27 protein-coding genes and 2 pseudogenes are annotated in these 25342 nt (G+C 57.9%); 11 read left to right on the forward strand and 18 right to left on the reverse strand.

What is annotated here, in order from left to right:
• Nucleotides 1-11 precede the first annotated feature (11 nt).
• The 5 genes from EC915_RS10040 to EC915_RS10060 form a co-directional block, all read right to left on the reverse strand.
• Nucleotides 12-1034, reverse strand: a complete 1023-nt coding sequence (locus EC915_RS10040) for a LacI family DNA-binding transcriptional regulator (protein ID WP_133750374.1) — start codon at nt 1032-1034, stop codon at nt 12-14.
• Nucleotide 1035: 1 nt separating this feature from the next.
• Nucleotides 1036-2031, reverse strand: a complete 996-nt coding sequence (locus EC915_RS10045) for an ABC transporter permease (RefSeq protein WP_133750375.1) — start codon at nt 2029-2031, stop codon at nt 1036-1038.
• On the reverse strand, nt 2031-3581 hold the full coding sequence (locus tag EC915_RS10050) for a sugar ABC transporter ATP-binding protein (protein WP_133750376.1): 1551 nt from the start codon (nt 3579-3581) through the stop codon (nt 2031-2033). The genes EC915_RS10045 and EC915_RS10050 overlap by 1 nt, the downstream gene beginning before the upstream one ends.
• 69 nt (nt 3582-3650) lie before the next feature.
• A complete protein-coding gene (locus EC915_RS10055) occupies nt 3651-4607 on the reverse strand; it encodes a sugar ABC transporter substrate-binding protein (protein ID WP_133750377.1) in 957 nt (318 codons plus the stop codon).
• A 322-nt stretch (nt 4608-4929) separates the two neighbouring features.
• Nucleotides 4930-5157: a YgdI/YgdR family lipoprotein gene (locus EC915_RS10060; protein WP_133750378.1), complete on the reverse strand. Its 228-nt coding sequence runs from the start codon at nt 5155-5157 to the stop codon at nt 4930-4932.
• A gap of 249 nt (nt 5158-5406) precedes the next feature.
• Between EC915_RS10060 and EC915_RS10065 the strand changes: the two genes are divergently transcribed.
• Together EC915_RS10065 and EC915_RS10070 are read left to right on the forward strand one after the other, a co-directional pair.
• Complete coding sequence (locus EC915_RS10065; protein ID WP_256658711.1) at nt 5407-5601, forward strand: DUF1654 domain-containing protein; 195 nt, start codon at nt 5407-5409, stop codon at nt 5599-5601.
• Between the two features lie 112 nt (nt 5602-5713).
• On the forward strand, nt 5714-6778 hold the full coding sequence (locus tag EC915_RS10070; RefSeq protein ID WP_133750379.1) for an endonuclease/exonuclease/phosphatase family protein: 1065 nt from the start codon (nt 5714-5716) through the stop codon (nt 6776-6778).
• A gap of 54 nt (nt 6779-6832) precedes the next feature.
• Here the strand turns inward: EC915_RS10070 and EC915_RS10075 are convergent, their stop codons facing one another.
• The gene (locus tag EC915_RS10075) at nt 6833-7225 is read right to left on the reverse strand and encodes a hypothetical protein (RefSeq protein ID WP_372237870.1); all 393 of its coding nucleotides are present in this window, start codon (nt 7223-7225) and stop codon (nt 6833-6835) included.
• Nucleotides 7226-7497: 272 nt separating this feature from the next.
• Here EC915_RS10075 and EC915_RS10080 point away from each other — a divergent pair, with 272 nt between their 5' ends.
• Entirely contained in the window at nt 7498-7746 is a 249-nt protein-coding gene (locus tag EC915_RS10080; protein WP_133750380.1) for a hypothetical protein, read from the forward strand.
• 219 nt (nt 7747-7965) lie between these two features.
• Here EC915_RS10080 and map read toward each other — a convergent pair whose 3' ends face one another.
• The 8 genes from map to EC915_RS10120 all read right to left on the reverse strand — a co-directional run bounded on the left by map (nt 7966) and on the right by EC915_RS10120 (nt 12491).
• Complete coding sequence (map, locus tag EC915_RS10085; RefSeq protein WP_133750381.1) at nt 7966-8751, reverse strand: type I methionyl aminopeptidase; 786 nt, start codon at nt 8749-8751, stop codon at nt 7966-7968.
• A complete protein-coding gene (locus EC915_RS10090; protein ID WP_133750382.1) occupies nt 8748-8999 on the reverse strand; it encodes a ParD-like family protein in 252 nt (83 codons plus the stop codon). Before EC915_RS10090 ends, map begins: the two co-directional genes overlap by 4 nt.
• An 85-nt stretch (nt 9000-9084) precedes the next feature.
• Nucleotides 9085-9429, reverse strand: coding sequence for a helix-turn-helix domain-containing protein (locus EC915_RS10095; RefSeq protein WP_133750383.1), 345 nt, complete (start codon nt 9427-9429; stop codon nt 9085-9087).
• A 381-nt stretch (nt 9430-9810) separates the two neighbouring features.
• Nucleotides 9811-10023 carry a hypothetical protein gene (locus EC915_RS10100; protein WP_133750384.1) on the reverse strand — a complete coding sequence of 71 codons (213 nt, stop codon included), beginning with the start codon at nt 10021-10023 and terminating at the stop codon, nt 9811-9813.
• Nucleotides 10024-10144: 121 nt separating this feature from the next.
• Nucleotides 10145-11176 (reverse strand): Ldh family oxidoreductase, encoded by a 1032-nt coding sequence (locus tag EC915_RS10105; protein ID WP_133750385.1) that lies wholly within the window; start codon nt 11174-11176, stop codon nt 10145-10147.
• A gap of 54 nt (nt 11177-11230) precedes the next feature.
• On the reverse strand, nt 11231-11656 hold the full coding sequence (locus tag EC915_RS10110; protein WP_133750386.1) for a GNAT family N-acetyltransferase: 426 nt from the start codon (nt 11654-11656) through the stop codon (nt 11231-11233).
• 137 nt (nt 11657-11793) lie between these two features.
• The gene (locus EC915_RS10115) at nt 11794-12060 is read right to left on the reverse strand and encodes a PepSY domain-containing protein (protein ID WP_133750387.1); all 267 of its coding nucleotides are present in this window, start codon (nt 12058-12060) and stop codon (nt 11794-11796) included.
• A 242-nt stretch (nt 12061-12302) separates the two neighbouring features.
• On the reverse strand, nt 12303-12491 hold the full coding sequence (locus EC915_RS10120; RefSeq protein WP_133750388.1) for a hypothetical protein: 189 nt from the start codon (nt 12489-12491) through the stop codon (nt 12303-12305).
• 221 nt (nt 12492-12712) lie between these two features.
• Here EC915_RS10120 and EC915_RS10125 point away from each other — a divergent pair, with 221 nt between their 5' ends.
• Nucleotides 12713-14530, forward strand: coding sequence for a monovalent cation:proton antiporter-2 (CPA2) family protein (locus EC915_RS10125; protein WP_133750389.1), 1818 nt, complete (start codon nt 12713-12715; stop codon nt 14528-14530).
• A 22-nt stretch (nt 14531-14552) separates the two neighbouring features.
• Here EC915_RS10125 and EC915_RS10130 read toward each other — a convergent pair whose 3' ends face one another.
• The gene (locus EC915_RS10130) at nt 14553-15689 is read right to left on the reverse strand and encodes a glycerate kinase (protein WP_133750390.1); all 1137 of its coding nucleotides are present in this window, start codon (nt 15687-15689) and stop codon (nt 14553-14555) included.
• A gap of 263 nt (nt 15690-15952) precedes the next feature.
• On the reverse strand, nt 15953-17038 hold the full coding sequence (locus EC915_RS10135; RefSeq protein WP_133750391.1) for a sugar diacid recognition domain-containing protein: 1086 nt from the start codon (nt 17036-17038) through the stop codon (nt 15953-15955).
• 232 nt (nt 17039-17270) lie between these two features.
• Here EC915_RS10135 and EC915_RS10140 point away from each other — a divergent pair, with 232 nt between their 5' ends.
• Nucleotides 17271-18395 (forward strand): alpha/beta fold hydrolase, encoded by a 1125-nt coding sequence (locus EC915_RS10140; RefSeq protein ID WP_372237871.1) that lies wholly within the window; start codon nt 17271-17273, stop codon nt 18393-18395.
• Nucleotides 18396-18437: 42 nt separating this feature from the next.
• On the opposite strand, the pseudogene EC915_RS10145 reads toward EC915_RS10140, so the two are convergent.
• Nucleotides 18438-18596: pseudogene (locus tag EC915_RS10145) on the reverse strand (GntR family transcriptional regulator); the annotation flags it as partial.
• A gap of 342 nt (nt 18597-18938) precedes the next feature.
• Between EC915_RS10145 and EC915_RS10150 the strand changes: the two are divergent.
• The 5 genes and pseudogenes from EC915_RS10150 to pncA form a co-directional block, all read left to right on the forward strand.
• A pseudogene (locus EC915_RS10150) lies at nt 18939-19358 on the forward strand (MFS transporter); the annotation flags it as partial.
• A gap of 126 nt (nt 19359-19484) precedes the next feature.
• The gene (gene gudD, locus EC915_RS10155; RefSeq protein ID WP_133750393.1) at nt 19485-20828 is read left to right on the forward strand and encodes a glucarate dehydratase; all 1344 of its coding nucleotides are present in this window, start codon (nt 19485-19487) and stop codon (nt 20826-20828) included.
• Between the two features lie 180 nt (nt 20829-21008).
• A complete protein-coding gene (locus tag EC915_RS10160) occupies nt 21009-21662 on the forward strand; it encodes a DUF1345 domain-containing protein (RefSeq protein WP_133750394.1) in 654 nt (217 codons plus the stop codon).
• Between the two features lie 179 nt (nt 21663-21841).
• Complete coding sequence (locus EC915_RS10165) at nt 21842-22810, forward strand: D-2-hydroxyacid dehydrogenase family protein (RefSeq protein ID WP_133750395.1); 969 nt, start codon at nt 21842-21844, stop codon at nt 22808-22810.
• 97 nt (nt 22811-22907) lie between these two features.
• Entirely contained in the window at nt 22908-23558 is a 651-nt protein-coding gene (pncA, locus tag EC915_RS10170) for a bifunctional nicotinamidase/pyrazinamidase (RefSeq protein WP_133750396.1), read from the forward strand.
• 147 nt (nt 23559-23705) lie between these two features.
• Here the strand turns inward: pncA and EC915_RS10175 are convergent, their stop codons facing one another.
• Entirely contained in the window at nt 23706-24191 is a 486-nt protein-coding gene (locus EC915_RS10175) for a GNAT family N-acetyltransferase (RefSeq protein ID WP_133750397.1), read from the reverse strand.
• A 140-nt stretch (nt 24192-24331) separates the two neighbouring features.
• Here EC915_RS10175 and EC915_RS10180 point away from each other — a divergent pair, with 140 nt between their 5' ends.
• A complete protein-coding gene (locus EC915_RS10180) occupies nt 24332-25237 on the forward strand; it encodes a formate/nitrite transporter family protein (RefSeq protein ID WP_133750398.1) in 906 nt (301 codons plus the stop codon).
• Nucleotides 25238-25342: the final 105 nt, after the last annotated feature.

The raw sequence follows: 25342 nt of genomic DNA on the forward strand, positions 1-25342 counted from the left end.
TTCGGCCCGGTTCAGCGAAACTCATTGAACGCTTTGGTGGGAGGCGCCGTGGATTCGCGCAACACGATGCTCGGCGCAACGATCAACCGCTGCACCGGACTGTCGCCCGGTGTCGAAATGCGCCGAAGCAAGACTTCAGCCGCGCGCTCACCCAGTTGCAGTATCGATTGCCCGACCGTCGTCAGCGCCGGGTACACATATTGACTCATCTGGATGTCATCGAAGCCAATGACTGAAAGATCAGCAGGCACGCGTACATTTCGCTCCGCAGCGGCCCGCAACACGCCGATGCCAATCATGTCATTGGCAGCGAATATCGCGCTCGGGCGATCACCGTCAAGCAATTTGCCTGCAGCCTGGTGCCCACTGGGCCCCGTGAAATCGCTATCAACCACCCAGCTATCAGGGACCTCGATGCCAGCCTCCTGCATCGCCCGGCGATAACCTGTCAGCCGCATACGTGCGACGCTGGTCTGAGCCGGCCCGCAAATACAGGCGATATGGCGATGCCCCAGTTCCAGCAAATGCGAAGTGGCCAGGTAGGCCCCCAACTCATGATCGATCCGCACCAGATCGGCAGTGATTTGCTCCAGATCCCGATCAACGATGACCATAGGTGTGCGCACCGCAGACAAGCTGTCGACCAGACTGTCGCCCCCGCCCACGGATGATACGATCAGACCATCCACACGCTTTTCCAGCAGCACCCGCAGATAATTGCGCTGCTTGTCCGGGTTGTCGTCCGAATTGCAGAGAATCACGCAGAAACCGTTGCGCTCGCAGTAGTCTTCAATCCCTCTGGCCAGCTCGGCGAAATACGGATTGATGCCATTGGGAATCAACAGCCCGATGGTGGCTGTCGACTTGGCCTTCAGCGAGCGCGCCACAGCACTGGGCACATAATCCAGCTGTGCGATGGCGGCCTCGACTTTCTTGCGGACCTCGTCACTCACCGGCCGTGTTCTATTCAGAACATGGGATACGGTGGTGTAGGAAATGCCCGCAATTGCCGCGACATCTTTGATAGTGGCCATTTCAGCCGCGCCGCCGTGCACGATGGCTGCGATAGGTGTCGAGCACCACTGCAACGACGATCACTGCGCCGGTGATGATGCGTTTGGTTGGCTCCGTTGCGCCAATCTGCGCAAGACCCGCCGCCAAAACGGAAATGATCAGCACACCGAAAAAAGTGCTGATCACCGAACCGCGCCCACCCATCAGACTGGTCCCACCGATCACAACGGCTGCGATGACTTGCAGTTCAAGCCCCGAACCTGCGTTGGGATCCGCTGCCTCCAGGCGCGAAATCTGGAACAGGGCCGCGACGCCTGCCAGTAATCCCATCAGCGAGAAAACCAGAATCTTGTAGGGTTTTGGATTGATCCCTGCCAGACGTACGGCCTCTTCGTTGGTGCCGATGCCGATCAGGTATCGACCGAAGACTGTCCGGGTGAGGACCGCTTGTGCGACAAAGATCACGATCAATGCGATCACGAACGAGGGCGAGATACCAAATGCGAAGGGATTCGACAACCAGGCGTAAGAGTCACCGATATACGCAGTCCGAGAATCGGTCAGTTGGTACGCCACACCGCGAGCCATCTCCAGCACACCCAATGAGACGATGAATGACGGGATCCGCCACGCTACCGTGATCGAGCCGGTCAACGTGCCCGCAGCGGTCGCGCACGCCATGCCCAGCAACGCAGAGGGCAGCACGCCCCAGCCCCAACCGAGCATTGCAATACTCACTGCGGAAGCTGCCAGCGCCAGCACCGAACCCACCGACAGGTCGATACCACCGATGATCAGAATGAACGTCATACCGACCGCCAGCACCATCAGGTCGGGAATCTGGTTGGCCAGGGTGCTGAAAGTTTCATAGGACAGGAAGTGATCGCTCAGCAGCGAAAACAGCACAATCATCGCCAGCAAGGCGCCTGCGAGGCCAAGATAGGTCCCCAGGCCGAAATAATTGCCGCTGCGTTTGCCCGGTGAAGGCAGCGCGGCAGAAGGAGTCGAAGTTTTCATCAGTCGTTCCTGGGCGCCGCTTCGCAAAGCAGCGCATCACGTTTTTGGTAGCCGGCGAAAGCGGCGGCAAGCAGTTCATCCTGAGTCCAGCTTTCACGCTCGAAGGTGTCTATCAAACGTCCGGCGGAGAGCACGCCGATACGATCACAGATCAGCATCAACTCACGCAGATCACTGGAGACCACCACCAGCGCCCTACCCTGACGGGTCAGTTCACCCAGCAGCGCATAGATATCGAACTTGGCGCCCACATCGATGCCACGGGTCGGTTCGTCAAACAACATCACCTGACAGTCGCGCTCCAGCCAGCGTCCGATAACGACCTTCTGCTGGTTGCCACCTGAGAGTTCGGATACCAACTGCGTGGGGCTTGAGCTGCGGATCCGCATGGCATCCACCTGACGTCTTGCCAGCGACATCTCGGCATTACCGTTGACCACCCCTACGCTGGAGATTGCTTCCATGTTACCGAGGGCAATATTGGCGCTGATCGACTGCGACAGCAGCAGGCCCTCGCCTTTGCGATCCTCGGTGATCAGAGCGATACCGTGGCCGACTGCATCCACCGGCGAGCTTATACGTACCGTCTGCAGCGGTTGGCCAATGGCAACCGTACCGGAATCGGCAATGTCCGCTCCGTAAATCAGACGCAGCAGCTCGGTGCGACCTGCACCTATCAAACCGGAAATACCAAAGATCTCGCCAGCACGCACATCGAACGAGACATCCCGGACCTTGTCGGAGCGGCTCAAGCCCTTGACCGACAAAACGACCGCGCCAATGCTGCGTTCGCCCAGATCAATGTGCTCGCCCAGTTCGCGACCGACCATCAAGGTCACCAGTTGCTCACTGTTGTAATTGGCCATCGCATCGACACACACCAGCTTGCCATCACGCAGTACGGCAATGCGCTGCGCGACCCGGGCAAGCTCTTCCAGGCGATGAGAGATATAAATGATGGAAACGCCACGGTCCTGCAGACGGGTGATCTGCTCGAAGAGCATTTCCACTTCACGAGCGGTCAGCATGGCTGTCGGCTCATCGAGAATCAGAACGTGGCAATCACCGATCAGGTTGCGTGCGATCTCGACCATCTGCTGGTGGCCGATACCCAGTTCCGCGACAAGGGTGTCAGGGTCGATGGCTTCCAGTCCTACCTGAGCCATGGCCTTTATGGAATCCTCACGCAGTTTTTTGCGATTGATGAAACCGGCCCGACTGGGCAGGTTATCGAGGAACAGGTTTTCAGCAACCGACAGGGTTGGCAATAAATTGAGTTCTTGCATGACCATGCGTACACCAAGCTTTTCGGCTTGAGTGCGACTTGCTGGCGTATAAGGCTTCCCTTGAAACTGCATCTGGCCGATGGTGGGTGTCACCAGTCCGCCGATGATTTTGGACAAGGTGCTCTTACCCGCGCCGTTCTCCCCTGTTAGCGCCAACACTTCTCCGCGCATCAGCGTCAGGTCGATGTCGCCGAGAACAGGTTGGGCGTAGGTTTTGCCGATGCCGCTGACAGATAGAACAGCGGCCTGAGCAGACGCTGACATAACGCTCTCCACTCGCCAGCCCGGAGTGCGGGCTGGCGGTATTTACGGGGACTTGAGAAGTCGGGCTTGTTAAGGCTTGGTGACCAGTTCGACGGGGGTTTCGATCACCCCTTCCTTGATGTCGAGCTTTTCACCCTTGACCATCTTCAGCGCGGTATCGATGCCGAATACAGCCTGGCGCGCGGCAAACTGGTCAGCAGTCGCCAGGATGCGACCATCCTTGAGCATCGGCTTGATCGCGTTGATGTTGTCGTAGCCTACGACCTGCACCTTGCCCGCCTTGCCTGCGGCGCGGACAGCCGACACGGCCCCCAGAGCCATGCTGTCGTTGCCGGCCAGCAACGCTTTGAGGTTCGGGTATTCATTGAGCATGGCCGAAGCGACCGCATTGCCTTTGTCGATCTCCCAGTTGCCCGATTGAGTGGAGACAATCTTCATCTGCGCGCCATCCATCGCGTCCTTGAAGCCAGCGGTGCGCTGCTGCGCGTTGGTGGTAGTCGGCACCCCTTCGATGATCCCGACTTCATCACCAGCAGTCAGCTGTTTGGCGAGGTAATCACCCACCAGTTTCGCGCCTTTGCGGTTGTTCGGGCCTACGAAAGGCACTTCGATGCTTTTACCCTTCAGCACTTCGGCATCGAGTTGATTGTCGATATTCACGACCTTGATACCGGCGTCCATAGCCTTCTTGATAACCGAGGCCAGGGCTTTCGAGTCAGCAGGTGCTATGACCAGGGCATCGACTTTTTTCACTATCATCTGGTTGACGATATCGATCTGCGCGGCAGTATCGGACTCGTTCTTAATGCCATTGGAAATCAAGTCGAATTCTGCAGAATGATCTTTCTGATACTCCTTGGCGCCATCTTCCATGGTCAGGAAGAACTCGTTGGCCAAGGACTTCATGACCAGGGCGACAGTAGGCTTCTTCGCGTCGTCAGCGGAGGCAGAAGAGAGAGGCAGGGTTACCGCACTGGCGGCGAGCATGGCAACAGCAAGAAGGCGTGCAGCGAATGGCAGCTTCATGGAATTACTCCGACATTATGATTATTGTATCGGCACCGAATGCGTCCTCAGCCCGTAGGAATGAGCGAATCGCAAACGTTTGCGTAGGCGAAACTATGAGAATCGCCGAGTGATTTGTCAACATCCTGAAGGCGATCACGGATTATTTCAGCACCTGCTTACAAAGCATTAAAATGATCTGCCGCGTCTGCTCCGTGCCGCTGATAACGCTCCTGCGTACCGTCCACGCCACCCATAAGACATCGGGGGCATGGCAGAGGCCGCTTTGAAGCGTTTATTCAAGCCGATCCGTACGATTTATTACACAGTGGCCAAGCCGTCTTTATTCCTCCTTCTTGACGGTAGCCACCTCGTCAGCGCGTACTTTCACGTTTTTTCCAGAGATATCTTCGAACTCGTAAAAGCCGTCCTTGCTCTTGGTCTTCGGTGCATCCTTGGTAATGTATTGGGTGCCGTTCTGCAGCGTCACCACTGTCGCCGTCGAGCATCCAGCCAATGCAGCACATATAACCACAGCAGTGAAAGACAGCCCCAAAACTTTGATATTCATGTCAAGTCCTCTAATTTTTCGAGTTATCGCGAACTGAATCGCCAATAGCGGATCAGATCCACACATTTGATTTTGGTTCGCGACGCCAGTCCGTCCCGTAGAACAGAGACCTGTAGCCTGACACGAATTTGCCTCCCCGGAGTTGCGAAACGTCCTACACTCAAATACTGTATACACATACAGCAGAATAGGATTTTCCTCGTGTCTACTAACGCCGTTTCAGCGCCGGCTTCTTATGATCGTCTGGCCATGCGCATTCAAAAAATCATCAACTCACCCACTGCGCAGAAATCTCGCTCTGCGTTGCTCTTCCGCCTATCGGACGACCCCGAGGATGACTGGAGTCAGCTATTGGAAGAAATCGCCGAAAACGACAACGTGACACTGGCTTGGCGAGATGACGGTGGCGTGCAGGTCTTCTGGACCGTTCCCAAGGACGATTGATCCCCTCTTCAGCATCTCGATGCCTGGTTGATCCAGGCCATGAAACTGTCCTGCCCGGCGATATTCGTAAAATGCCTCGCCTTCGCTTTACTCAGCCCCAAGTTGGAATTCAATGCTTAGATTTATCGCTTCATGCCTGCTGGCCTTCTCCGTGCTGCAGAATGCATCCGCTGACGTCAATATCGGGACCTGGAATCTGGAACACCTTAGCGTGCGTCCAAACAAGGATTTCAAAAGCATCGCGAAAGTTGCGCAGAACGTCGACTTTCTTGCCGTACAAGAGCTTATGAACGAAGACGCCCTGCAAGCCTTGGCCCGTGAACTGACCCGGCAGACCGGCAAACACTGGAGCGCCATGGCTTCTCACGCCGTGGGCCGATCATCGTATAAGGAAATGTACGGTTTCCTCTGGCGTGACGATGTGGTGGCCTACGAAGACGGCGCTGTAACGTACCTTAATCGCGGCGATACTTTCGAGCGGGAGCCTTATTCGGCCCGCTTCAAGTCACTCAAGGATGGCAGTACCTTTGTCGTCGCGACGGTGCATATCCTGTACGGCAAAAATCAGACTGATCGTGCTTCGGAGATCACCGCATTGTCCGGTTACTGGGCATGGTTAAAGGACACCTACCCGGACAATAGCCAGATCATGCTGATGGGCGACTTCAATACGCCGCCCACCTCGCCGGCCTGGGGCAACCTGGACGCCAGTGCAAGACCGCTGATGCTGAGCGGAGCCAGCACGCTGTCGACGTCGGACGGCAAGTTTGCCCATCTTTACGACAACATTTTCGTTGGCAAAAATTCGACGATCAAGGTTAACAAGGTTCAGGTTTTCGAGTACCCGAAATACCTGGGCATGACCCATGCTCAGGGGCGTGAAAGCGTTTCCGACCATGCGCCGATCTTTCTCAACGCCAGTTTTGGCGGTAAAGGCTCTGCTTTAGGATCAACGTCGACGATACCCGCCGCACCCAATTCGATGAAGCCAAATGCAGCCTCTGCACCCAAGACAAGCAACCTGAATGTTGCGATTCGCGGGAATAAGAAAACCATGGTCTACCATCGCCCGGGCTGCCCGTCATACAACGCGGTGTCGGAAAAAAACAGGATCGAATTCGATAGCACTGCGGCAGCCGAAGCCCAGCGTTACCATTTGGCAGGTAACTGCCACTAAGCTCTTCGCAAGCAACGACACGGCGGGCCTCAAAGCCCGCCACATCCCTCCTGCTTATTTACGCGCCAGATCATGTTGGATGCAGCCGTCGTAATAGATCTGTTTCACTGCGGCAGGCTTCAGACGCGAAGGGCTTTTATAGGTCTGTTCGGTAATACCCACTGCCATTTTTTGCATCCAGGGCTGGGCGAATTTCCGCGTCTGGAACTTCTTTCTGGCACTGTAGAGCGTCGTCCCTGACAGCTTGGATTCTTGGGCAGCCTGTGCCACTAACGCTCCCCATTTGCAAACATGCAGGTCGTTTTTACTGATGGCTCGTGCATGCGCAGGGACTGCCGCCACCATCAAAAAAAACGCCACGCCCAGACCCACTCCTCGCATACAGCTCGCCCCGGAATTGATTGAAAGAAAAGGATTTTTCCAGAAAATGTCTCCGTCGCGGGCCATCAGATTGCCCTTTCTTTACAGATATTCTTCATCCGGCTGAATCAGCTCGTCTTCGAACCTGATTCATGGAGTTCCACAGCCTGAATAAAGGCGCCCCCTCACTATTATTGCTTTCCAGGTTAAACGCGCATTTGGCCACGGTATTGGCAGGAGGGCTAGATGTGGCCCAGTTGACTGGCAAACGTACGTGAGATGATAAATCTCCAAACAAACCGGGTATCGAGTGGTCGGTATTTATAAGCAGCGCTCATGTACCAGAAAGCGAGGTAAATATGACCATCGATAACGCGCTTAAAAACGAAGTCTTGACACGTCTGTTGCACGCTCATCCGGCCGGCTTGGGTAAAGAGGTGCTGGATAACTACAGAGGGGAGCATGCAGTTGCAGACACCCTTGAACATTTGCAGACAGCCGGGTTGATACATGACGGGTGCGTTGAAAGCTCGGCCAAAGGCGAGCGCTCACTCAAGTACCCGATCAAGCTCAGCTCTGCCGGAGTGGAGGCGGCAAAACGACTTTGATGAGGGGAAATCGGGATTGACGAAAACCGGTGGGCGTTGATTGAGTGTGATCCTTCACGCGCCTTGTGTTCTTGGTGTTCTCCCCAAATGCTGCACGTCTGATCATCCATGAGCCGGTCAGGCTGCAGCACTACAGGGGAACAGGAAGATTCCTACAAGTTACGTCAGCTTTTCGTCATGCTAACAATTGTGACTTTATTAGTCCGAATGCGGCGTTGCTCAAACTGCCGGATAGTCACCTGTCCCGTCCGGCCATGGGGTCAACAACTCGAACCCGTGATCGGTCACCGCTACCATGTGTTCCCATTGCGCAGATAATGACTGGTCACGAGTCAGCACCGTCCAGCCGTCATCCAGCGTATGAGTGCCAGGTTTCCCGGCGTTGATCATCGGCTCGATGGTGAACACCATCCCGGGCTTGAGCTTCAACCCCTTGCCTTTAGCCCCGTAATGCAACACTTGGGGTTCTTCATGGTATTTACGCCCGATACCATGACCGCAGTACTCACGCACAACGCTGAAACCCTCACGATGAGCCACCGTCTGTATCGCACTACCAATATCACCCAACGTCGCGCCGGGGCGTACCACCCGGATCCCTGCAAGCGTTGCTTCGTAGGTGGTTTCTACCAGGTGGCGCGCCAAAGGACTCACCTCACCCACGTAGTACATGCGACTGGTATCTCCATGCCAGCCATCCTTGATAACTGCGACATCGATATTAACGATGTCGCCCTCCTTGAGGATGTCGTCCGGGGACGGAATACCATGACAGACCACGGTATTGGGCGAAATGCAGGTGGTCTTGGTAAACCCGTGGTAACCGACGTTGGCAGGGATGACTTTCAGCTCATTGACGATGTAATCATTGCAGATGTCGTCCAGCACTTCGGTGCTGATGCCTGATTTCACGTGCTTGGCGATCATCGCCAGAACATCAGCGGCCAGACGCCCGGCGACACGTAATCCGGCCAGATCCGCTTCACTCTTGATGCTAACGCTCATTGCGACACCGCCCTGAAATGCGTTTCCTGCGTGTCGAATTCCTCGGGTTGATCACTCAGCGTATCGCCAGCGACCTCGGCGCGAATGAGCAGCTGGCAGATATCGGAATAGTTAAGGCCGGGGTTGAGTTCAGCGAGCATCCCTACTCGCATCCAATGCTCAGCCTGGGCGTTGATCGATCGACTCAGCGCAGCGCTGGCCGAGCGAATATTGGCGTGCATCTGTTCGGAAATTTTGACCAGTCCCATGACTCACCTCGCTTTGAATATACGAAGCATATACGTTTCATATATTCAGCCGCAAGTCGTCGAATGCCCAGGCTGTAAATGGACCTCAAACCGGAGCATGGGCGTCCACGGCGCATTCAGACAGCGACGTCGCCAATTGTGAGATAGCCTCCCTGTCGTCTTCACTCAAGGCTCGATAATGGGTGATGATCGCCCGTTCTTCGTCGTTCAGGGATTCGGCAGACATTGGCGTTCGCACACCTGAGAGCACATACAGCACATCGACTCCTTTTTTACCCAGCGCTGCCAGATAGTCGGAACGAGGAATCCGCTCGCCGCTTTCGTACTTGCCCTGAGCGTTAGCCTCGACACCGCCGATCGCACCGAACTCCTGTTGCGAGAGGCCCAGGCTTTTGCGTTCTTCCTTCAGGCGAGAACCTATATCTTTCATAACCGAGAGCCTCAAGATTGACTATGTTTAAAGCAAGACCCCATTGGTCGAGGGGAGTTGCGAATCCCCCGACATTTGTTCAAGCTGCGCGCTTTTCGGCCTTTGGAACCACTTATAAACGCCGACAACCCGTATGGGCAGCTCGTCATTTGCGTGGCAACCCGATTTTGTAGTTCGGAGGACCAGACGTGATTCCATTTTTCCTGGGTTGGTGTGCGGTGTCGCTGGCAGGAACCTTTATTGCGGTCGGACTGATCAGCGCAGGCAAGAAGCGTCAGCCCGACGCTGATGGTGCCTTTGCCGTAGAGCCTGTCCCGGTAAGAGCTCCCGGGAAACGTCACCGCTAGGTCTGCAACATGCCTGCTCAATCAACAGGCAGACTCATTCCACTGCGCATTGGGCCTGTTCACCTGAGTAACGTAGTGCGCCCGGCACAAAAGCGACGTCTTCAAGGTGGGTGCTTAACTGACGAACGCCTGCTGCCAGGGCAAGAAAATCCTCGCGTTGCATTTCATTGCCCCAGACATTGCTGAACGATGTTTCTGCAGCCGGAGCGGTGAAAGCCTGGGTGGTTGCAGCTTGGTTGACTTGCATGGTCAATCCCTCTTCACTGGATACTGTTTAAATATACAGTATTTTCTCAGAGAGCCAAACGCAAGCCTCGATACGACGAGTGGTCGTTCCTGCTTAGAGCCTTTTCAGGAATTTGTGACGCTCAACAATGCGCAAGGGACTTAAGCCAGACCCAATCTTGCGCCGAAAGGACAATGCCCTGCTGCAGGGATTTTTCTCGCTGGCGATAACGGCGGTCTCCAGGCATGCGCTGTTGACCGACCCTATACATCTGTCGCACCAGCTCTTCACTGCGTTGAGCAAAAGCCTGCCCGCCGCCCTTGTCCGGGTCGATCACGATGATGGTCTGTCCGGTCCAGGGCGTCTGCGCTCCTGGCCTGGTGGACATATCAAACTCGAACGAGAAATGGCCTCCTGTGAGCGCGGCCGAGAGTAACTCGACCATCATTGAAAGTGCCGAGCCCTTGTAGCCACCAAAAGGCAACAGCGCTCCGCCGTCGAGAATCGCAGCGGGATCCCGGGTAGGCTGACCGGCTCGATCAACGCCCATGCCCGGCGGTAACGTGCGCCCTTCCCTGGCAGCAATCTGCACATCTCCATGGGCAATCGCGCTGGTCGCCATGTCAAAGACGATTGGCTGACCACCGGCCCGTGGTGCGGCAAACGCAATCGGGTTGGTACCGAACAAGGGAGCCTGCGCATCGTGAGGCACCACGCAGGTCATGCTGTTGACCACGCTCAGTGCCACCAGCCCCTCCTGAGCGAAGGGCTCCACGTCAGGCCACAGTGCAGCGAAGTGGTGCGAGTTGCGGATGGCAAGGATGGCAATGCCGGCCGTACGCGCTTTCTCGATCAACAACGCTTTGGCGGCCTGCACGGCTGGCTGGGCAAATCCGCCACCTGCATCAACGCGCACAAAACCTGCGCCCACGTCTTCGACTTGCGGCACCACCCGACCGTCCACCCAACCTGCCGCTAACGAGGATAAGTAGCCCTTGATACGGAAGATGCCGTGACTATGGGATCCGTCACGCTCGGCGCTGGCACAGTTTTGTGCCAACACCGCCGCGACGTTCGCCGAAGTGCCGTGACGCAGGAATATCTGGCGCAGCAATTCGGTCAGATCGCCGAAGGAAATCGTCTGACTATCAACAGGGACGTGTGTTGAAGACATCTTAAACTCCGAAAGATCCCAAATGCCGGACGGGCAGGACGTCAGCTCATGGCATCAGTCCAGGCGCTTTTGAAAGAACAGGCGTTGATGCCCTAGCGGGTAGTCTTCAAGTTGACCGAAAGCCTGATAGCCGTGCTTGCGGTAAAAATCGGGAGCCTGGAAGTCGAAGGTGTCGAGCCAGACACCGATGCAGCCTTTTTTGCGGGCATATTCTTCAGCCATGTCCATCAACTGACTGCCCATGCGCTGCCCGCGCGCCTGCTCTGGGATCACCAGCAATTCGATGAACAGCCAGCAATAGAGAATGCGCCCGTGCAGCCCGCCGATTACCGCCTCAGTGGTCTGGTCGCGGACAAAGAAGGCAAACTTTTCAGACTGTCCATCGCCCGCCCTTGCGGCGTTGTAGGCCTTCAAGGGTTCGAGAATTTCTAAACGCTCGTCTTCGCTGGGGTTGCTTTTGAATTCGATCCGCACAGTCATGCGTCGCTTCCTGCTGACATGGAATAGGAAGGCAAGGTTGTCGGATTCAGCGCGGGGAGTAAAGCGCGATTCAGAGACGGGAGCAGCCGAGCGGCGCTCCCGGTGCGGGGCGAATCAGCGTGATACGCCCGCTCGGATCAGTCTTTCTGATCGCGCAGGACGTTACCGGATGTGCCGTCAATGCGGAACTCATAAGTCAGGCTGTCAGCCTTGCGCCCCTTGCCTTCCCAGTAACCGTCGTTGTCCGCTTCAATCTGATAAATCTGCGTGTAGCCGGACGACTTTGCTTTTTCGATCGCTTTCTCGATAGTGATCCAGCCTGCACCAGGCTTGTCCGCCAACGCGAACGGGGCGGTGGCCAGAGCGGCGGTGGCGAGTACGGCAGCAGTAAGTGTCTTGATCATTTCGGAACTCCATTTTCCCTTTGCGGGCTATATGACATGCAGTTTTTTGGAGTTCGCGAGAAGAAAAATAGTTCAGGCCTGGTTTTGTAACCGGGTGCTGCGGGTCATGCCCTAAATTGATTCAGGATAGGGGCTTCGCGACGCAGGTGAGGTTCGCGCGGCATGTCACGGGAATTACGGCAAGGTCATCCGCCCGTTTCCGCGATCAAGCCGTTACCTCACAGCACCGAAATTGCAGCTGATCAGTGTTTGACCTTGCGCCGCAAAATGCCATTGAGCACCACTACCACGACGGCCACAAAGATGGCGATGTACTGGAACGTTTTCTCATCGAGCACGCCGATATTCTGCAGGTGCGACAGGCCGAGCATGAGAGCCAGCACGCTAAGGGCGATGATGATCGAATAAATCAGACGCTGTTTGTTGGTCATGGCGCAAGTCCTGAAAGCGGGTAGAGATCATTTGCGCGGCGCAAATGCGACCGACATCTTACGCCGTCACAGCCGTCCTGGCACCCACGAGCATTCCCGAGCCGTCTGTACCCATGTGCGGCGAAAAGCCTCGCACGCTAAACCCGGTCACTTCGTCGTGGTTTAATGCGCGCACTTACTTTTCATGTACGAACGTTGCCTGTCGCTCAAAGGAGTTCCCAATGCCCCATGAAGGCAGCCTGTTGCAGGCCGCAGTCGTGTTTCTTCTCGCCGCCGTTCTGACCGTGCCGTTGGCCAAGCGGCTGCAGCTAGGCGCAGTGATCGGTTATCTGATCGCTGGCGTGATCATTGGCCCGTCCGTACTGGGCTTGATTGGTAATCCACAAAGCGTGGCGCACATTTCGGAGCTGGGGGTGGTCCTGCTGCTGTTTATCATCGGTCTTGAGCTGTCACCCAAACGCTTGTGGACTATGCGTAAATCGGTCTTCGGTGTCGGTCTGGCGCAGGTGCTGCTCACCGGGTTCGTTATCGGCACAGTCGCCCTGCTCGGCTTCGACCAACCGCTGAACAGCGCGGTGGTCCTGGGTCTGGGCCTGGCTCTTTCGTCTACCGCATTCGGCCTGCAGAGTCTGGCCGAACGCAAGGAACTCAATGCGCCACACGGCCGACTGGCGTTTGCCATCCTGCTGTTCCAGGACATCGCGGCGATTCCACTGATTGCATTGGTCCCGATGCTGGCCGGCGGCAATCATGAAGCCTCATCCAGCGACTCGTTGCGTCATGGGCTGGAGGTGCTGGGCGGGATCACCGCAGTGGTGGTCGGCGGTCGCTATCTGCTGCGTCCGGTGTTTCGAATCGTCGCAAAAACCAAGCTGCAAGAGGTTTCTACAGCCACCGCCCTCCTGGTCGTCATTGGCACTGCATGGCTGATGGACCTGGTGGGCGTCTCCATGGCACTCGGTGCCTTTCTCGCCGGTCTGCTGCTGGCCGATTCCGAGTATCGCCACGAGTTGGAAGCGCAGATCGAGCCATTCAAGGGCTTGCTGCTGGGGCTGTTTTTCATCAGCGTCGGCATGGGTGCCAATATCGGGCTGCTGTTCAGTTCGCCCTTTACAGTGCTGGCGCTGACCCTGCTGTTGATCGGCTTGAAGTTGCCACTGTTGTTTTTCGTCGGCAGGTTGACCGGCGGCCTTGGCAAACAAAGTGCGCTGCGCCTGGGCCTGGTGCTGGCCGCCGGGGGTGAATTCGCCTTCGTGGTATTCAAGATCGGTCGCGATCAGGGCCTGTTCGATGCGAGCCTTTACGACACGCTGGTGCTGACCATCACGCTGTCGATGGCCCTGACCCCGCCTCTGTTGCTGCTGATGTCACGCTGGCTTACACCCAAGTCGGTGGTCAAGGAAGTGCCCGACGAATACAAGTCCATCGACTCGGACAATCCCCGAGTGGTCATCGCTGGCATGGGCCGTATGGGCCAGATCGTGGCGCGGATCCTACGGGCACAGAACATTCCTTTCATCGCGCTTGACACCTCGGTGGAAACCATCGAGTTCACCCGCAGCTTCGGCAACGTGCCGGTGTTTTACGGTGACCCGTTGCGTCCGGAAATCCTGCGCGCAGCCAAGGTCGATCAGGCCGAGTATTTCGTGATCGCCACCGACGACCCCGACACCAACATCAAGACCGCCGAGCTTGTGCGCAAGTTGTACCCGCACCTGAAGATCATCGCCCGGGCCCGCAACCGGCAGCACGTGCACCGCCTGATGGACCTGGACGCGCAGGCGGTACGGGAAACCTTCTATTCCAGCCTGGAGATGACCCGACGCACCCTGATTGGTCTGGGCTTGAGCGAGACGCAGGCGGCAGCACGGATCAGCCGCTTCAAACGTCATGACGAACAGGTGCTCAGTCGCCAGCATCTGATCTACGATGACGCAGCGAAGGTCATGCAGAATGCGCTGGAAGCCCGAAACGAGCTCGCAGAATTGTTCGAGTCGGACCGGATCGACGAGGAAGCCGAGGAGGCCGCGAAAGGCTGACCGCGCTGCGAAGGACGCCCTGCTATCGGGCAGCCAGTCGCCACACCCGCGCCAGATCCCGCGCGCGATCATGTAACAGGGTAGCGGCGTTGGCGCAGGCTTGCTCCAGCGTCATCGGCCCGCTGCTCAATGCGAACGCAGCGCTGATACCGTGTTCGTAGAGGTCGGCGTAGCCATCGCCCAGTGTCCCGGCCAGCACGATCACCGGCACGCGTTGACGTTGCGCAATCTTCGCCACGCCAAACGGCGTCTTGCCGTGCAGGGTCTGAGCATCGAAACGCCCTTCGCCGGTGATCACCAGATTGGCGCCCTCCAGCGCCTGCGCCAGACCGGTCAGATCCGCGACCACCTCCACACCCGGTCGAAACGTAGCATTCAGATAGGCGCTGGCAGCAAAACCCATTCCCCCTGCCGCGCCACTGCCGGGCTGTTCGCTGTCATCCTTGCCCAGCACACGGGCCGACTGCTCGGCGAAGTGACCCAAGGCAGCGTCCAGCGCCAGCACCTGTTCGGGCGAAGCGCCCTTTTGCGGACCAAAGACATGCGACGCGCCATTCGTCCCGCACAGTGGGTTATTGACGTCAGCCGCCACTTCGAATCGCACCTCTTTCAAGCGAGCGTCCAGCGACCCCAGATCAATGCGCGCAACCTTGCTCAGGGCCAAACCGCCAGGTTCCAGAAGCTGATCGTCGTCGTCGAGAAAACGTGCGCCCAACGCCGAGAGCATCCCGCTGCCAGCGTCGTTGGTGGCGCTGCCACCAATGGCGAGGATGACCCGCTGCGCGCCGGCATCCAGAGCTGCGGTAATCAGCTGGCCCGTGCCGTACGTGGTCGTGACGGTCGCGTCGCGCTGTGCCAGGGTCAGCATTTGCAGGCCGCTGGCCATGGCCATTTCGATGATTGCAGTACGAGAATCGGCAAGCCATCCCCACTGCGCCTGCACAGGTTGCCCGAGCGGGCCGCTGACATCGGTGGTCATCCACTGCCCGCCACAGGCTGCCAGTACCGCTTCGATGGTGCCTTCACCACCGTCGGCCATTGGACACTCAATCAACCGTGCATCAGGCCACACCTCGCGCAGGCCAATGGCGACGGCTTGGGCCACGCCTTGCGCGCTGAGGCTGTCCTTGAAGGAATCCGGGGCAATGACGATTTTCATGGGGTTCTCCTTATCGATTGTTGCGATCTTCGCACGTTCGTCGAAACCTTACGGCTGGCCCCGGCACAGAACCGAGGATGCCTTCGTTGTTCATACGAACAAAAAGCTCGGTTTTGCTCGATGGACGATGGGCTGTATCAAGACAAGTGGCTTCGCGAGAGAGTCGAGATAGCTTGGGCAATGGACTTGCAGCCGGTTGATTCGCTGCGGACGAATGAAGTCGCTCACAACGTCCATTTACGGCGAGGCACGATGAATGCCATTCACCTGGGCACCATTTGCAATCCCACATACAGCCTCAACAGGTCATCGGTTCGATACGGATCACAACCGCTCACCTCGGCGATCTTTTCCAGGCGATAACGCAGGCTGTTGCGGTGTATGCCCAGCGCGTCGGCGCAGGTCTGGCTTTCGCCGCTGTAGTCGAACCAGGCCCGCAGGGTATCGAGCAACTGGCCGTTGCCCTGCAAACGACGGACAGGCTCGGCCACACTGTCGGCCAAACAGTCATGCCGATTGCGCCAGAACAGTACGGCCAGACGATGACTCGCGAGCCGTAATAAGCGGTGTTGCGGCTGAACATGGCGGGCGTAGTCGAGCAAATCTCGCGCCGCTGTACAGGCTTCACGTAACGAAGCCAGGTCTGACGAAGGCTCGACCGTCGCCATCCGCGATACGTGCCAGCGTTGCGCATCGAACTGCTCCAGCAACAAGGCATCATCCCGATCCTTGCCAGTAGCACGGCACCAATAGACCAGACTTGGCTCGCACGACACACACCAGCTGTTGGCGTATCGCCCGTTAAGCCATGTGACCAGTTGCCCGGCATACACCGCATTGGCCGGGAGTTCGATCACTACCGCCTGACGCGATAACTGCGGCTGCAGCCCCAGCTGCTCTGCCTCATCCAGCAAGTGCAGGCCGCCGTCCCCAAGCAACAACCGCGACAGTAGATCCTCGCTGCGCTGGTGCCGCCACTGCTGGTCGGCCTGCTGCCGACGATGCTCCATAAGCATTTCGGCGGTCATCTTCACCAGCTCCGCATACACCCGGACCTGCGCCGGCTCGCCGGTGATGCCCAACACCCCCACCAGTTTGTGATCGAGCATCAACGGCAGGTTAACCCCCGGTCGCACGCCGTCGAGCTGTCTGGCCGTGTGAGAATCAATCTCCACCACCCTGCTGTTGGCCAGCACCAGCTGTGCGCCTTCATGACGGGTGTAAAGCCGCTGCGCCTCGCCGCTACCAATGATGATGCCCATGTAATCCATGACATTTACGTTGCACGGCAATATCGCCATCGCCCGATCAACGATGTCCTGGGCCAGGGCTTGATCAAGGATGAACATGAAGCGTTACCGGTAAGCGAAGCCGTTGAGGGTTCATACACATCACGAATTGTTTTTATGAGTGGTGGGAGTCTGCCTGATTTATACGTTTAGTTCCTGCATGGCAATCGACAACCGCGAATACCCAACAGAGCCTTCGCGTGGCACAGTGCAAAAGCGCGCTCTGCGTCCAATAAAGAAAGCCGAGAGATACCGCAACTTGCCCCTACGTCGTATTGCCCTGTTGCTTCCAATGCTCACCTTACAAGCCTGCGCTTCCAGCGATGCGCCGCTGGGGCAGACGAGTTTTGCCGAGTATCGTGAGCAAACCATGGCCTGGATCCAGCAAAACCGTACTTTCCAGACCGATGACCACGCCGCTGAGCTTGAGTGGAATACGCCGCGTGAGTGGCGTCCCGTCGGCGTGCCCACGCGTGGGATTTTGCTGGTGCATGGCCTTGGGGATTCGCCATGGTCGTTCAATGACATCGGACAGCAACTGGCGGATCAGGGGTTTCTGGTGCGTACCGTGTTGCTACCGGGGCATGGCAGCAAGCCGGCCGACATGCTGGATGTGACGCTGAACCAGTGGCAGCAAGTGGTCCGCGAGCAGACCCTAATTCTGCAGCGCGAGGTGCCTAGGGTGTACCTGGGCGGCTTCTCCACCGGCGCCAATCTGGTGCTGGACTACGCCAGTGAACATCCGGAAATCGCCGGCCTGGTGCTGTTTTCCCCTGCCTTTCGTCCCGCCAACACCTACGCCTGGGTGACCCAATACATCGGCTGGTTTCGGCCGTGGTTGGCTAAGCCCGAGGATGGCGTGCGTCCCATGCAAACACCGGTGCGCTACCTCAATGTGCCCACTAACGGCTTTGCCCAGTTCTATCGCAGCGCACTGTCGGCCCAGAGGCACATCCATCGGCAGCGCTACGAAAAACCGGTGTTCATCGCCATCACACAACATGACTCGGTGCTGGACACTGCCTATGTGCTGGACAACTTCAACACCCGCTTCAGCCACCCGGACAGTCGTCTGATCTGGTACGGCGACGAGCCGGCAGCGGCAGCCAGGAATTCGCGGGTGCTGGTGCGCAGCGATTATCTGCCGGCGTCTCGCATCGCACAGTTCTCACACATGGGCCTGATGTTCTCGCCCGAAAACCGCCTGTATGGCAAGGACGGTCAGCAGCGCATCTGCTGGAACGGCCAGGACGCAGCCGACATGCAGAAATGCCTGAACGGTGAACCGGTGTGGTATTCGGATTGGGGGCATCGCGAGCCCGGCAAGGTATTTGCGAGACTGACGTTCAATCCGTACTTCGAATGGCAGATGGGCGTGATGCTGGGGGTTTTGCACGCGGCGTCGACGTCTGAATGATGCATAACTCTGAGGCCGCACGCCCGGACTCTGCGCCCCCTGACGAGTCACTCCATGCTGACGCACGATCTCGCTTTCCGAGGGCAGCTTTTCACCGGGGGCGATGGACCCCAACAGAATCTGGCGGCTGAGGTCGGTCACCAGATCGGTTGCCAGATTGTGCTGCCGACGCTTGGGAAGAACGGGTGGGGTGAATGCCATGGCAGATTGTCCGAACACTGAGTTGAATCGACCGCAAGTGAGCACGTTCGCACTTGTACTTTTTCCATCTAGTGGCCAGGACAAGCGAGTATGCACAGGCATTCGTAGAATGCCGTGGTGACCCTCTAAGCCCCCATTAGCGGTGGAGCACGATAGCTAAAACCACTTATTCAACTTGTCAGACAAGCCAGAGTATTCCCCAAAATAGTAGCTGCGACCCCTGCAAAAACCACTTGCGGCGATTCAGGTGACTTGTATGATGACTAACAACAAAGCGCACACAGCGTGTGAGATAGATACACCACAACCCGCATAAAAATAAATCAGTGGGAGTCAATCAGAGTGAACACACCCTCATCACGAGTGGATGACGGGATCGATTCCGTCTTGCAATCGGCGGTCTTAAAAGTTAACCGTCATGCCCTGCCGCTGCTCGCCATTATGTTCATCGTCAACTACATCGACCGGGTCAATATCGGTTTCGTGCGTAGTCATATGGAACATGACCTAGGCATTGGCGCTGCCGCCTACGGCTTTGGTGCCGGCCTGTTCTTCGTCGCATACGCGCTGTTCGACGTACCCTCCAACATCCTCCTGCAGAAAGTCGGTGCGCGCATCTGGCTGACCCGACTCATGCTGACCTGGGGTCTGGTGGCTGCAGGCATGGCTTTCATCCAGACCCAAACCCACTTCTATATCCTGCGTTTCCTATTGGGGGTGGCTGAAGCCGGTTTCTTTCCAGGCGTGATCGACTACTTCACCGCTGCGCGGCGTCGGTAGCCCGAGTGGATGCGACACCCAGCCATTGCTGATGCTCTTTGACTCAAAAGCCTGAAACCCGTGTTAACGGCGCCGACCCAGGCGCCACGCAAACCCAAGGATTTAGCCATGACCCCACAGCATTCCGCCAGCACCCCCGTCATCATCGAGATGCAGGTTATCCCGGTGGCAGGCCATGACGACATGCTGCTCAACCTGAGCGGCGCCCACGGCCCTTACTTCACGCGCAATATCGTGATTCTCAAGGACAACGCAGGCCACACCGGTGTGGGCGAGATTCCCGGCGGAGAAAAGATCCGCCAGACCCTGCAAGACGCCCGCGCGCTGGTAGTCGGCAACAGCATCGGCAACTATCAGAAAATCCTCAACGATGTGCGCCGCACTTTCGCCGAGCGTGATTCGGGCGGTCGCGGCCTGCAGACCTTCGACCTGCGTATCACCATTCACGCGGTCACCGGCATTGAAGCGGCCGTGCTCGACCTGCTCGGCCAACATTTGCACGTCCCGGTCGCGGCGCTGCTCGGCGAAGGCCAGCAGCGTGACGAAGTAAAGATGCTCGGTTACCTGTTTTACGTGGGCGACCAGACCAAGACCAACCTGCCGTATCGCACCGAAAACGACGCCGGCAATGAATGGTTCCGCGTGCGTCATGAAGAGGCTCTGACCCCGGACGCTGTGGTGCGTCTGGCCGAAGCCGCTTTCGCGCAATATGGCTTTGAAGATTTCAAGCTCAAGGGCGGCGTGCTCAGCGGCGATGCGGAAATCGAAGCGGTGACCGCGCTGGCCGAGCGCTTTCCGAAGGCGCGCATTACCCTGGACCCCAACGGCGCCTGGTCACTGAAGGAAGCGATCCGCCTGTGCCGTGATCAGCACAAGGTACTGGCCTACGCCGAAGACCCGTGCGGCGCGGAAAACGGTTACTCGGGCCGGGAAGTGATGGCCGAATTTCGCCGCGCCACCGGGCTGCGCACCGCCACCAACATGATTGCCACCGACTGGCGTGAAATGGGCCACGCAATCCAGCTGCAATCGGTGGACATCCCGCTGGCCGACCCGCATTTCTGGACGATGCAGGGCTCGGTGCGTGTTGCGCAGATGTGCAACGAATGGGGCCTGACCTGGGGTTCGCACTCCAATAACCACTTCGACATTTCGCTGGCGATGTTCACCCATGCGGCAGCTGCGGCGCCGGGCAACATCACCGCCATCGACACCCACTGGATCTGGCAGGACGGGCAACGCCTAACCAAGGCGCCACTGCAGATCATCGGCGGCAGCGTGCAAGTACCGAACAAGCCGGGGCTGGGGGTCGAGATCGACATGGATCAAGTGGCCAAGGCCCACGAGCTGTACAAAGGCATGGGCCTGGGTGCGCGGGATGACAGCGCGGCCATGCAATTTTTGATGCCTGACTGGAAATTCAACAACAAGCAGCCCTGTCTTGTTCGATAGCCATTGAGGTTCGACAAACGCCAGGCGCCCTGCAGCGAGCGTTCCGGTTGCCTGAAACCCATCCACGTTAACTGCCCTATGGCGACCGGCGCGTCTCCCCTTGCGCGCCGTTTTTCTTCATTCATTCGGTTGAGCGCGACGTGCTAAGGTTCTGCTCATCTCGCTGCCGTGAAGCCTGCCATGCCCCATCTCGCCCAGACCCACCCTCGCCTGACCATCGCCGTAGCCTTGGGCGTCGCCGCCGGTATTGCGGCTGCCGTCTTCGCGCCACACATCACCCTGACCAGCAAATGCCTGATCGCCTGGAACGTTGCGGGTTGGTTCTACATGGTGCTGATCATGATCCGCACCTTCAAATCCAATGCCGATGACGTCAAACGCATCGCCGAAATCGAGGACGAAAACGCCGGTCTGGTGCTGATGGTGGTCTGCGTCGCGGCCATCGCCAGTCTTGCCGCCATCGTTCTGGAGCTGGCGAACATCAAGGGCATGTCGGACAGCGACAAGGCCCTGCATTACGCATTCACGGGCTTGACCATCGTCGGCTCGTGGTTATTGATCGGGGTGATTTTCAGCCTGCATTACGCGCGCATGTTCTACACCTGGGACGGTGACGATGCAGGCCTGAAATTCGCCGATGGCGAGCAGAATCCAGATTACTGGGACTTCCTGTATTTCTCTTTCACCATCAGCGTCGCGGTGCAAACGTCCGACGTAGGCGTCGCTACCCGAGACTTGCGCAAGGTGGTGCTGGCGCAGTCGCTGATCGGGTTTCTGTTCAATACCTCGATATTGGGGTTCTCGATTAACATTGCGGCGGGCTTATTTAACTGACGGCATGGACCAGACACCGGGTTGGCACCTGCCGGGTTCATTTTTCCCTTGGGAGCCCCCGTATTGTTCAAAGCAGGGGTGAATTTTTACGCAGTCCTTTCAGGGTTTTACTCAGCAAGACGCAAGCGTACTGTAAGCGCCACACATCCAATGTATTCCTTGAAATGGGGCGTATCCGAATGACTCAGGGGTCTGCGCTGAGAATCGCCGTACTCGATGACTGGCAATCTGTCGCTCAAGAGGCGGCGCACTGGACTGTTCTCGGTCCGATTGGCGACGTCAGTTTCCTTCACGACTATCCCGCCGACACCGCGACCATGGCCAGTCGTCTGCAAGACTTCGACGTCATCTGCGTCATGCGCGAGCGGACGATTTTCGACGACGCCCTGCTCAGCCAGTTGCCCAACCTCAGGTTGCTGGTCACCGGTGGCATGCGCAATGCCGCGCTGGATCTTAAGGCTGCTGCACGCTTGGGCATCAGCATCGCTGGTACCGAAAGCTACAAGCACGCGGCTCCAGAGCTGACCTGGGCGCTGATCATGGGCGTCACGCGCAACATCGTCGACGAGGCCAATTCCCTGCGCGCAGGCAACTGGCAGGTCGGGATCGGCAGCGATCTGCAGGGCAAGACCCTGGGCATCGTCGGCCTGGGCAGCATCGGGCAGAAAATCGCCCGCTATGCGCAGGCCTTCGACATGAAGGTCATCGCCTGGAGCGAAAACCTCACGGCCGAGCGCGCCAGCGAACACGGCGCGACGTACGTCAGCAAGAAGGCGCTGTTCGAACAGTCGGACATCGTCTCGGTCAACCTGGTGCTCAGTGATCGCAGTCGGGGTCTGGTGGACGCCGAATCGCTGAGCAGGATGAAGCCTGCGGCGTACCTGATCAACACGTCTCGAGGGCCTATTGTCGATGAGAACGCGCTGATCGAGGCGCTCGAGCAGAGGAAGATCGCCGGTGCGGCACTGGATGTCTACAGCGTCGAACCGCTGCCTGCCGATCATCCCTTCCGCACCCTGCCCAATCTGCTGGCAACGCCGCACTTGGGTTATGTCACCGAGAACAACTACAGAATGTTCTTCGGTCAGATGATCGAGGATATTCAGGCCTGGCATGCGGGAAGCCCGATTCGTTTGCTTGCTGGATGAAGCGGCGCCACCCGATGTCATGCCCGTCGCACTCGGCAACAGTCGCAACGCTGCCAGCGGTGCAACCGATTCAATCAACGCCTCGAGGATTACAAGGATGACCCCCTCTCTCTCACGACTCGCTGCCGACCCGCGTAGCGCACTGCTGGTCATCGACATGCAGTACGATTTCCTGCCCGGCGGCGCGTTGGCAGTGGCCGGAGGCGATGCGCTGGTGCCGTTGATCAACCGCCTCGGCGCGCAGTTTCGCAACGTGGTGATCAGCCAGGATTGGCACCCCGCCGAGCACATTTCCTTCGCCTCAAGCCATGCCGGACGCCAACCGTTCGATAGCATCACCCTGCCCTACGGCCCGCAGACGCTTTGGCCGGACCACTGCATCCAGGGCACCCGAGGCGCCGAGATACATGCTGACCTGAATCTTCCCCATGTCCAGTTGATTCTGCGCAAGGGCTGCAATCCCGGCATCGACAGCTACTCGGCGTTCGTCGAGGCGGACCGCACGACGCAAACCGGCCTGGCCGGGTATCTGAAGGAGCGCGGCATCGACAGTGTGTTCGTGGTCGGCCTGGCGCTGGATTTCTGCGTAGCCTGGACGGCGCTGGACGCACGGGCGGCAGGCTTCAACACCTGGGTGATCACCGATGCCTGCAAGCCCATCGACCTGGGCGGGTCGTTGGACAAAGCGTGGAGGAATTTCCAGGCCGCGGATGTCATGCGGGTCAACAGCCGCGAGTTGGTTGACTGACCCCCATTTTTCAGAACTTGGGCGGTTGCCAGCCAGAAACACGTGTGTGTGCTTGCTCACGAAGGCCCGGATTCAGATCTGCATCTCATGCAGGTACCGATCCCTTCGCGAGCGAGCTCGCTGCCACAGGTCATGCCCGACGCTGAGTCACGCTTGCCCTAGCGCAAATCGCTTCAACCCTTCCCCCTCCATCCGGTAGCGCACCCATTCATCCTGCGGCTTGGCCCCGATCGATGTGTAGAAATCGATCGCCGGCTGATTCCAGTCCAGCACGCTCCATTCGAAACGGCCGCAGCCAGTGTCGTGTGCGATTTTCGCCAGATGGCGAAGCAGCTGCTTGCCTGCACCGATGCCACGTTGTGTGGCCGAGACGAAAAGGTCTTCCAGATAAAGCCCCTTGCGGCCCTGCCAGGTGGAGTAACTGAGGAAATACACGGCGAAGCCAATGGGCTCATCGTCCAGCAGACAGATCAGCGCCTTGGCAGGTGACGCCTCATCGAACAGGCTGCACTCGATATCGGCCACATTGGCCTTGACCTCATGTTCGGCTTTTTCGTAGATGGCCAGCTCGGTAATGAAGCCCAGTATCACAGCGGCATCGGCGCGGGTGGCGTCGCGGATTTGAAGGGGCACGGCAGGGTCTCCGGGGTCAATGAAAAGGCCGTCGTGCAGCGCGAACGACGGGAACCCAATTGTGTCTGAACCATCAGCACGGCGCAGCAGACAAATCCAAAAAATCAGACCGTCCACCCCAGAAAAGCCCAAGGATAAACATGGACACTGAACAAGACGGTAAGACCCCGGGCCTGACGGCCGAGGAAGAACGTGGCATCGACGAGAATCAACCGCCCCGTGCCGCCGTATTGCACGAGACGATCCGCATGCAGGGCGACCAGGAACTGGAACGCAATGTCGCCGCGTTGTTCTGGTCGGCATTGGCTGCCGGTTTGACCATGGGCCTGTCGTTGATGGCCATGGGATTGCTCAACTCGCGCCTGCCGGACGGCGAAGCATTCAAGGTCATCGCCAGCGTTGGCTACAGCGCGGGCTTTCTGGCAGTGATTCTCGCGCGTCAGCAGTTGTTCACCGAAAACACCCTGACCGCGGTGTTGCCAGTGATGAGCAAGCCGACGCTGAGCAATTTCATTCGCTTGCTGCGCCTGTGGACTGTCGTGCTGGTGGGTAATCTCTGCGGCACGCTGCTGGTGGCCTACGTCATGCTGCACCTGCCGATCTTCGACACCAAGACCGATCAGGCATTTCTGGAAATCGGGCGCAAGGTCATGGAAAACACCCCCGCCCAGATGTTTGCCAAGGGGATCATTTCCGGCTGGATGATCGCAACCATGGTATGGATGATCCCGTCCATGGAAAACGCCAAGATGTGGATCATCCTGATGATCACCTACCTGATGGCGCTGGGGGACTTCACCCACATTGTGGTCGGTTCGGCAGAGGTTTCGTACCTGGTGTTTGCTGGCGAGCTGTCATGGAGAGAGTTCTGGCTGACCTTCGCCGGGCCCACGCTGGCAGGCAATATCATCGGCGGCAGCTTTATCTTCGCCCTGATCAGCCATGCGCAAATTCGCAGTGAGAGCGGCAAGCCGAAGAGGGATGAAAAGAAACAGCGGCGTGCGGATAACGCTCGTAAGGATGACGCCCAGCCCGGGGAGCAATGAGACCAGCCGTAGCAGCGAATCCCTTCGCAAGAGGCCGGTAGCCTCCATTACACAGCGGTGGGATGTACCGACGCCCGGCGAAGTAATCCACTCCTACAGCTCAGG

This window comes from Pseudomonas sp. LP_7_YM, assembly GCF_004364435.1.
Classification (GTDB): domain Bacteria; phylum Pseudomonadota; class Gammaproteobacteria; order Pseudomonadales; family Pseudomonadaceae; genus Aquipseudomonas.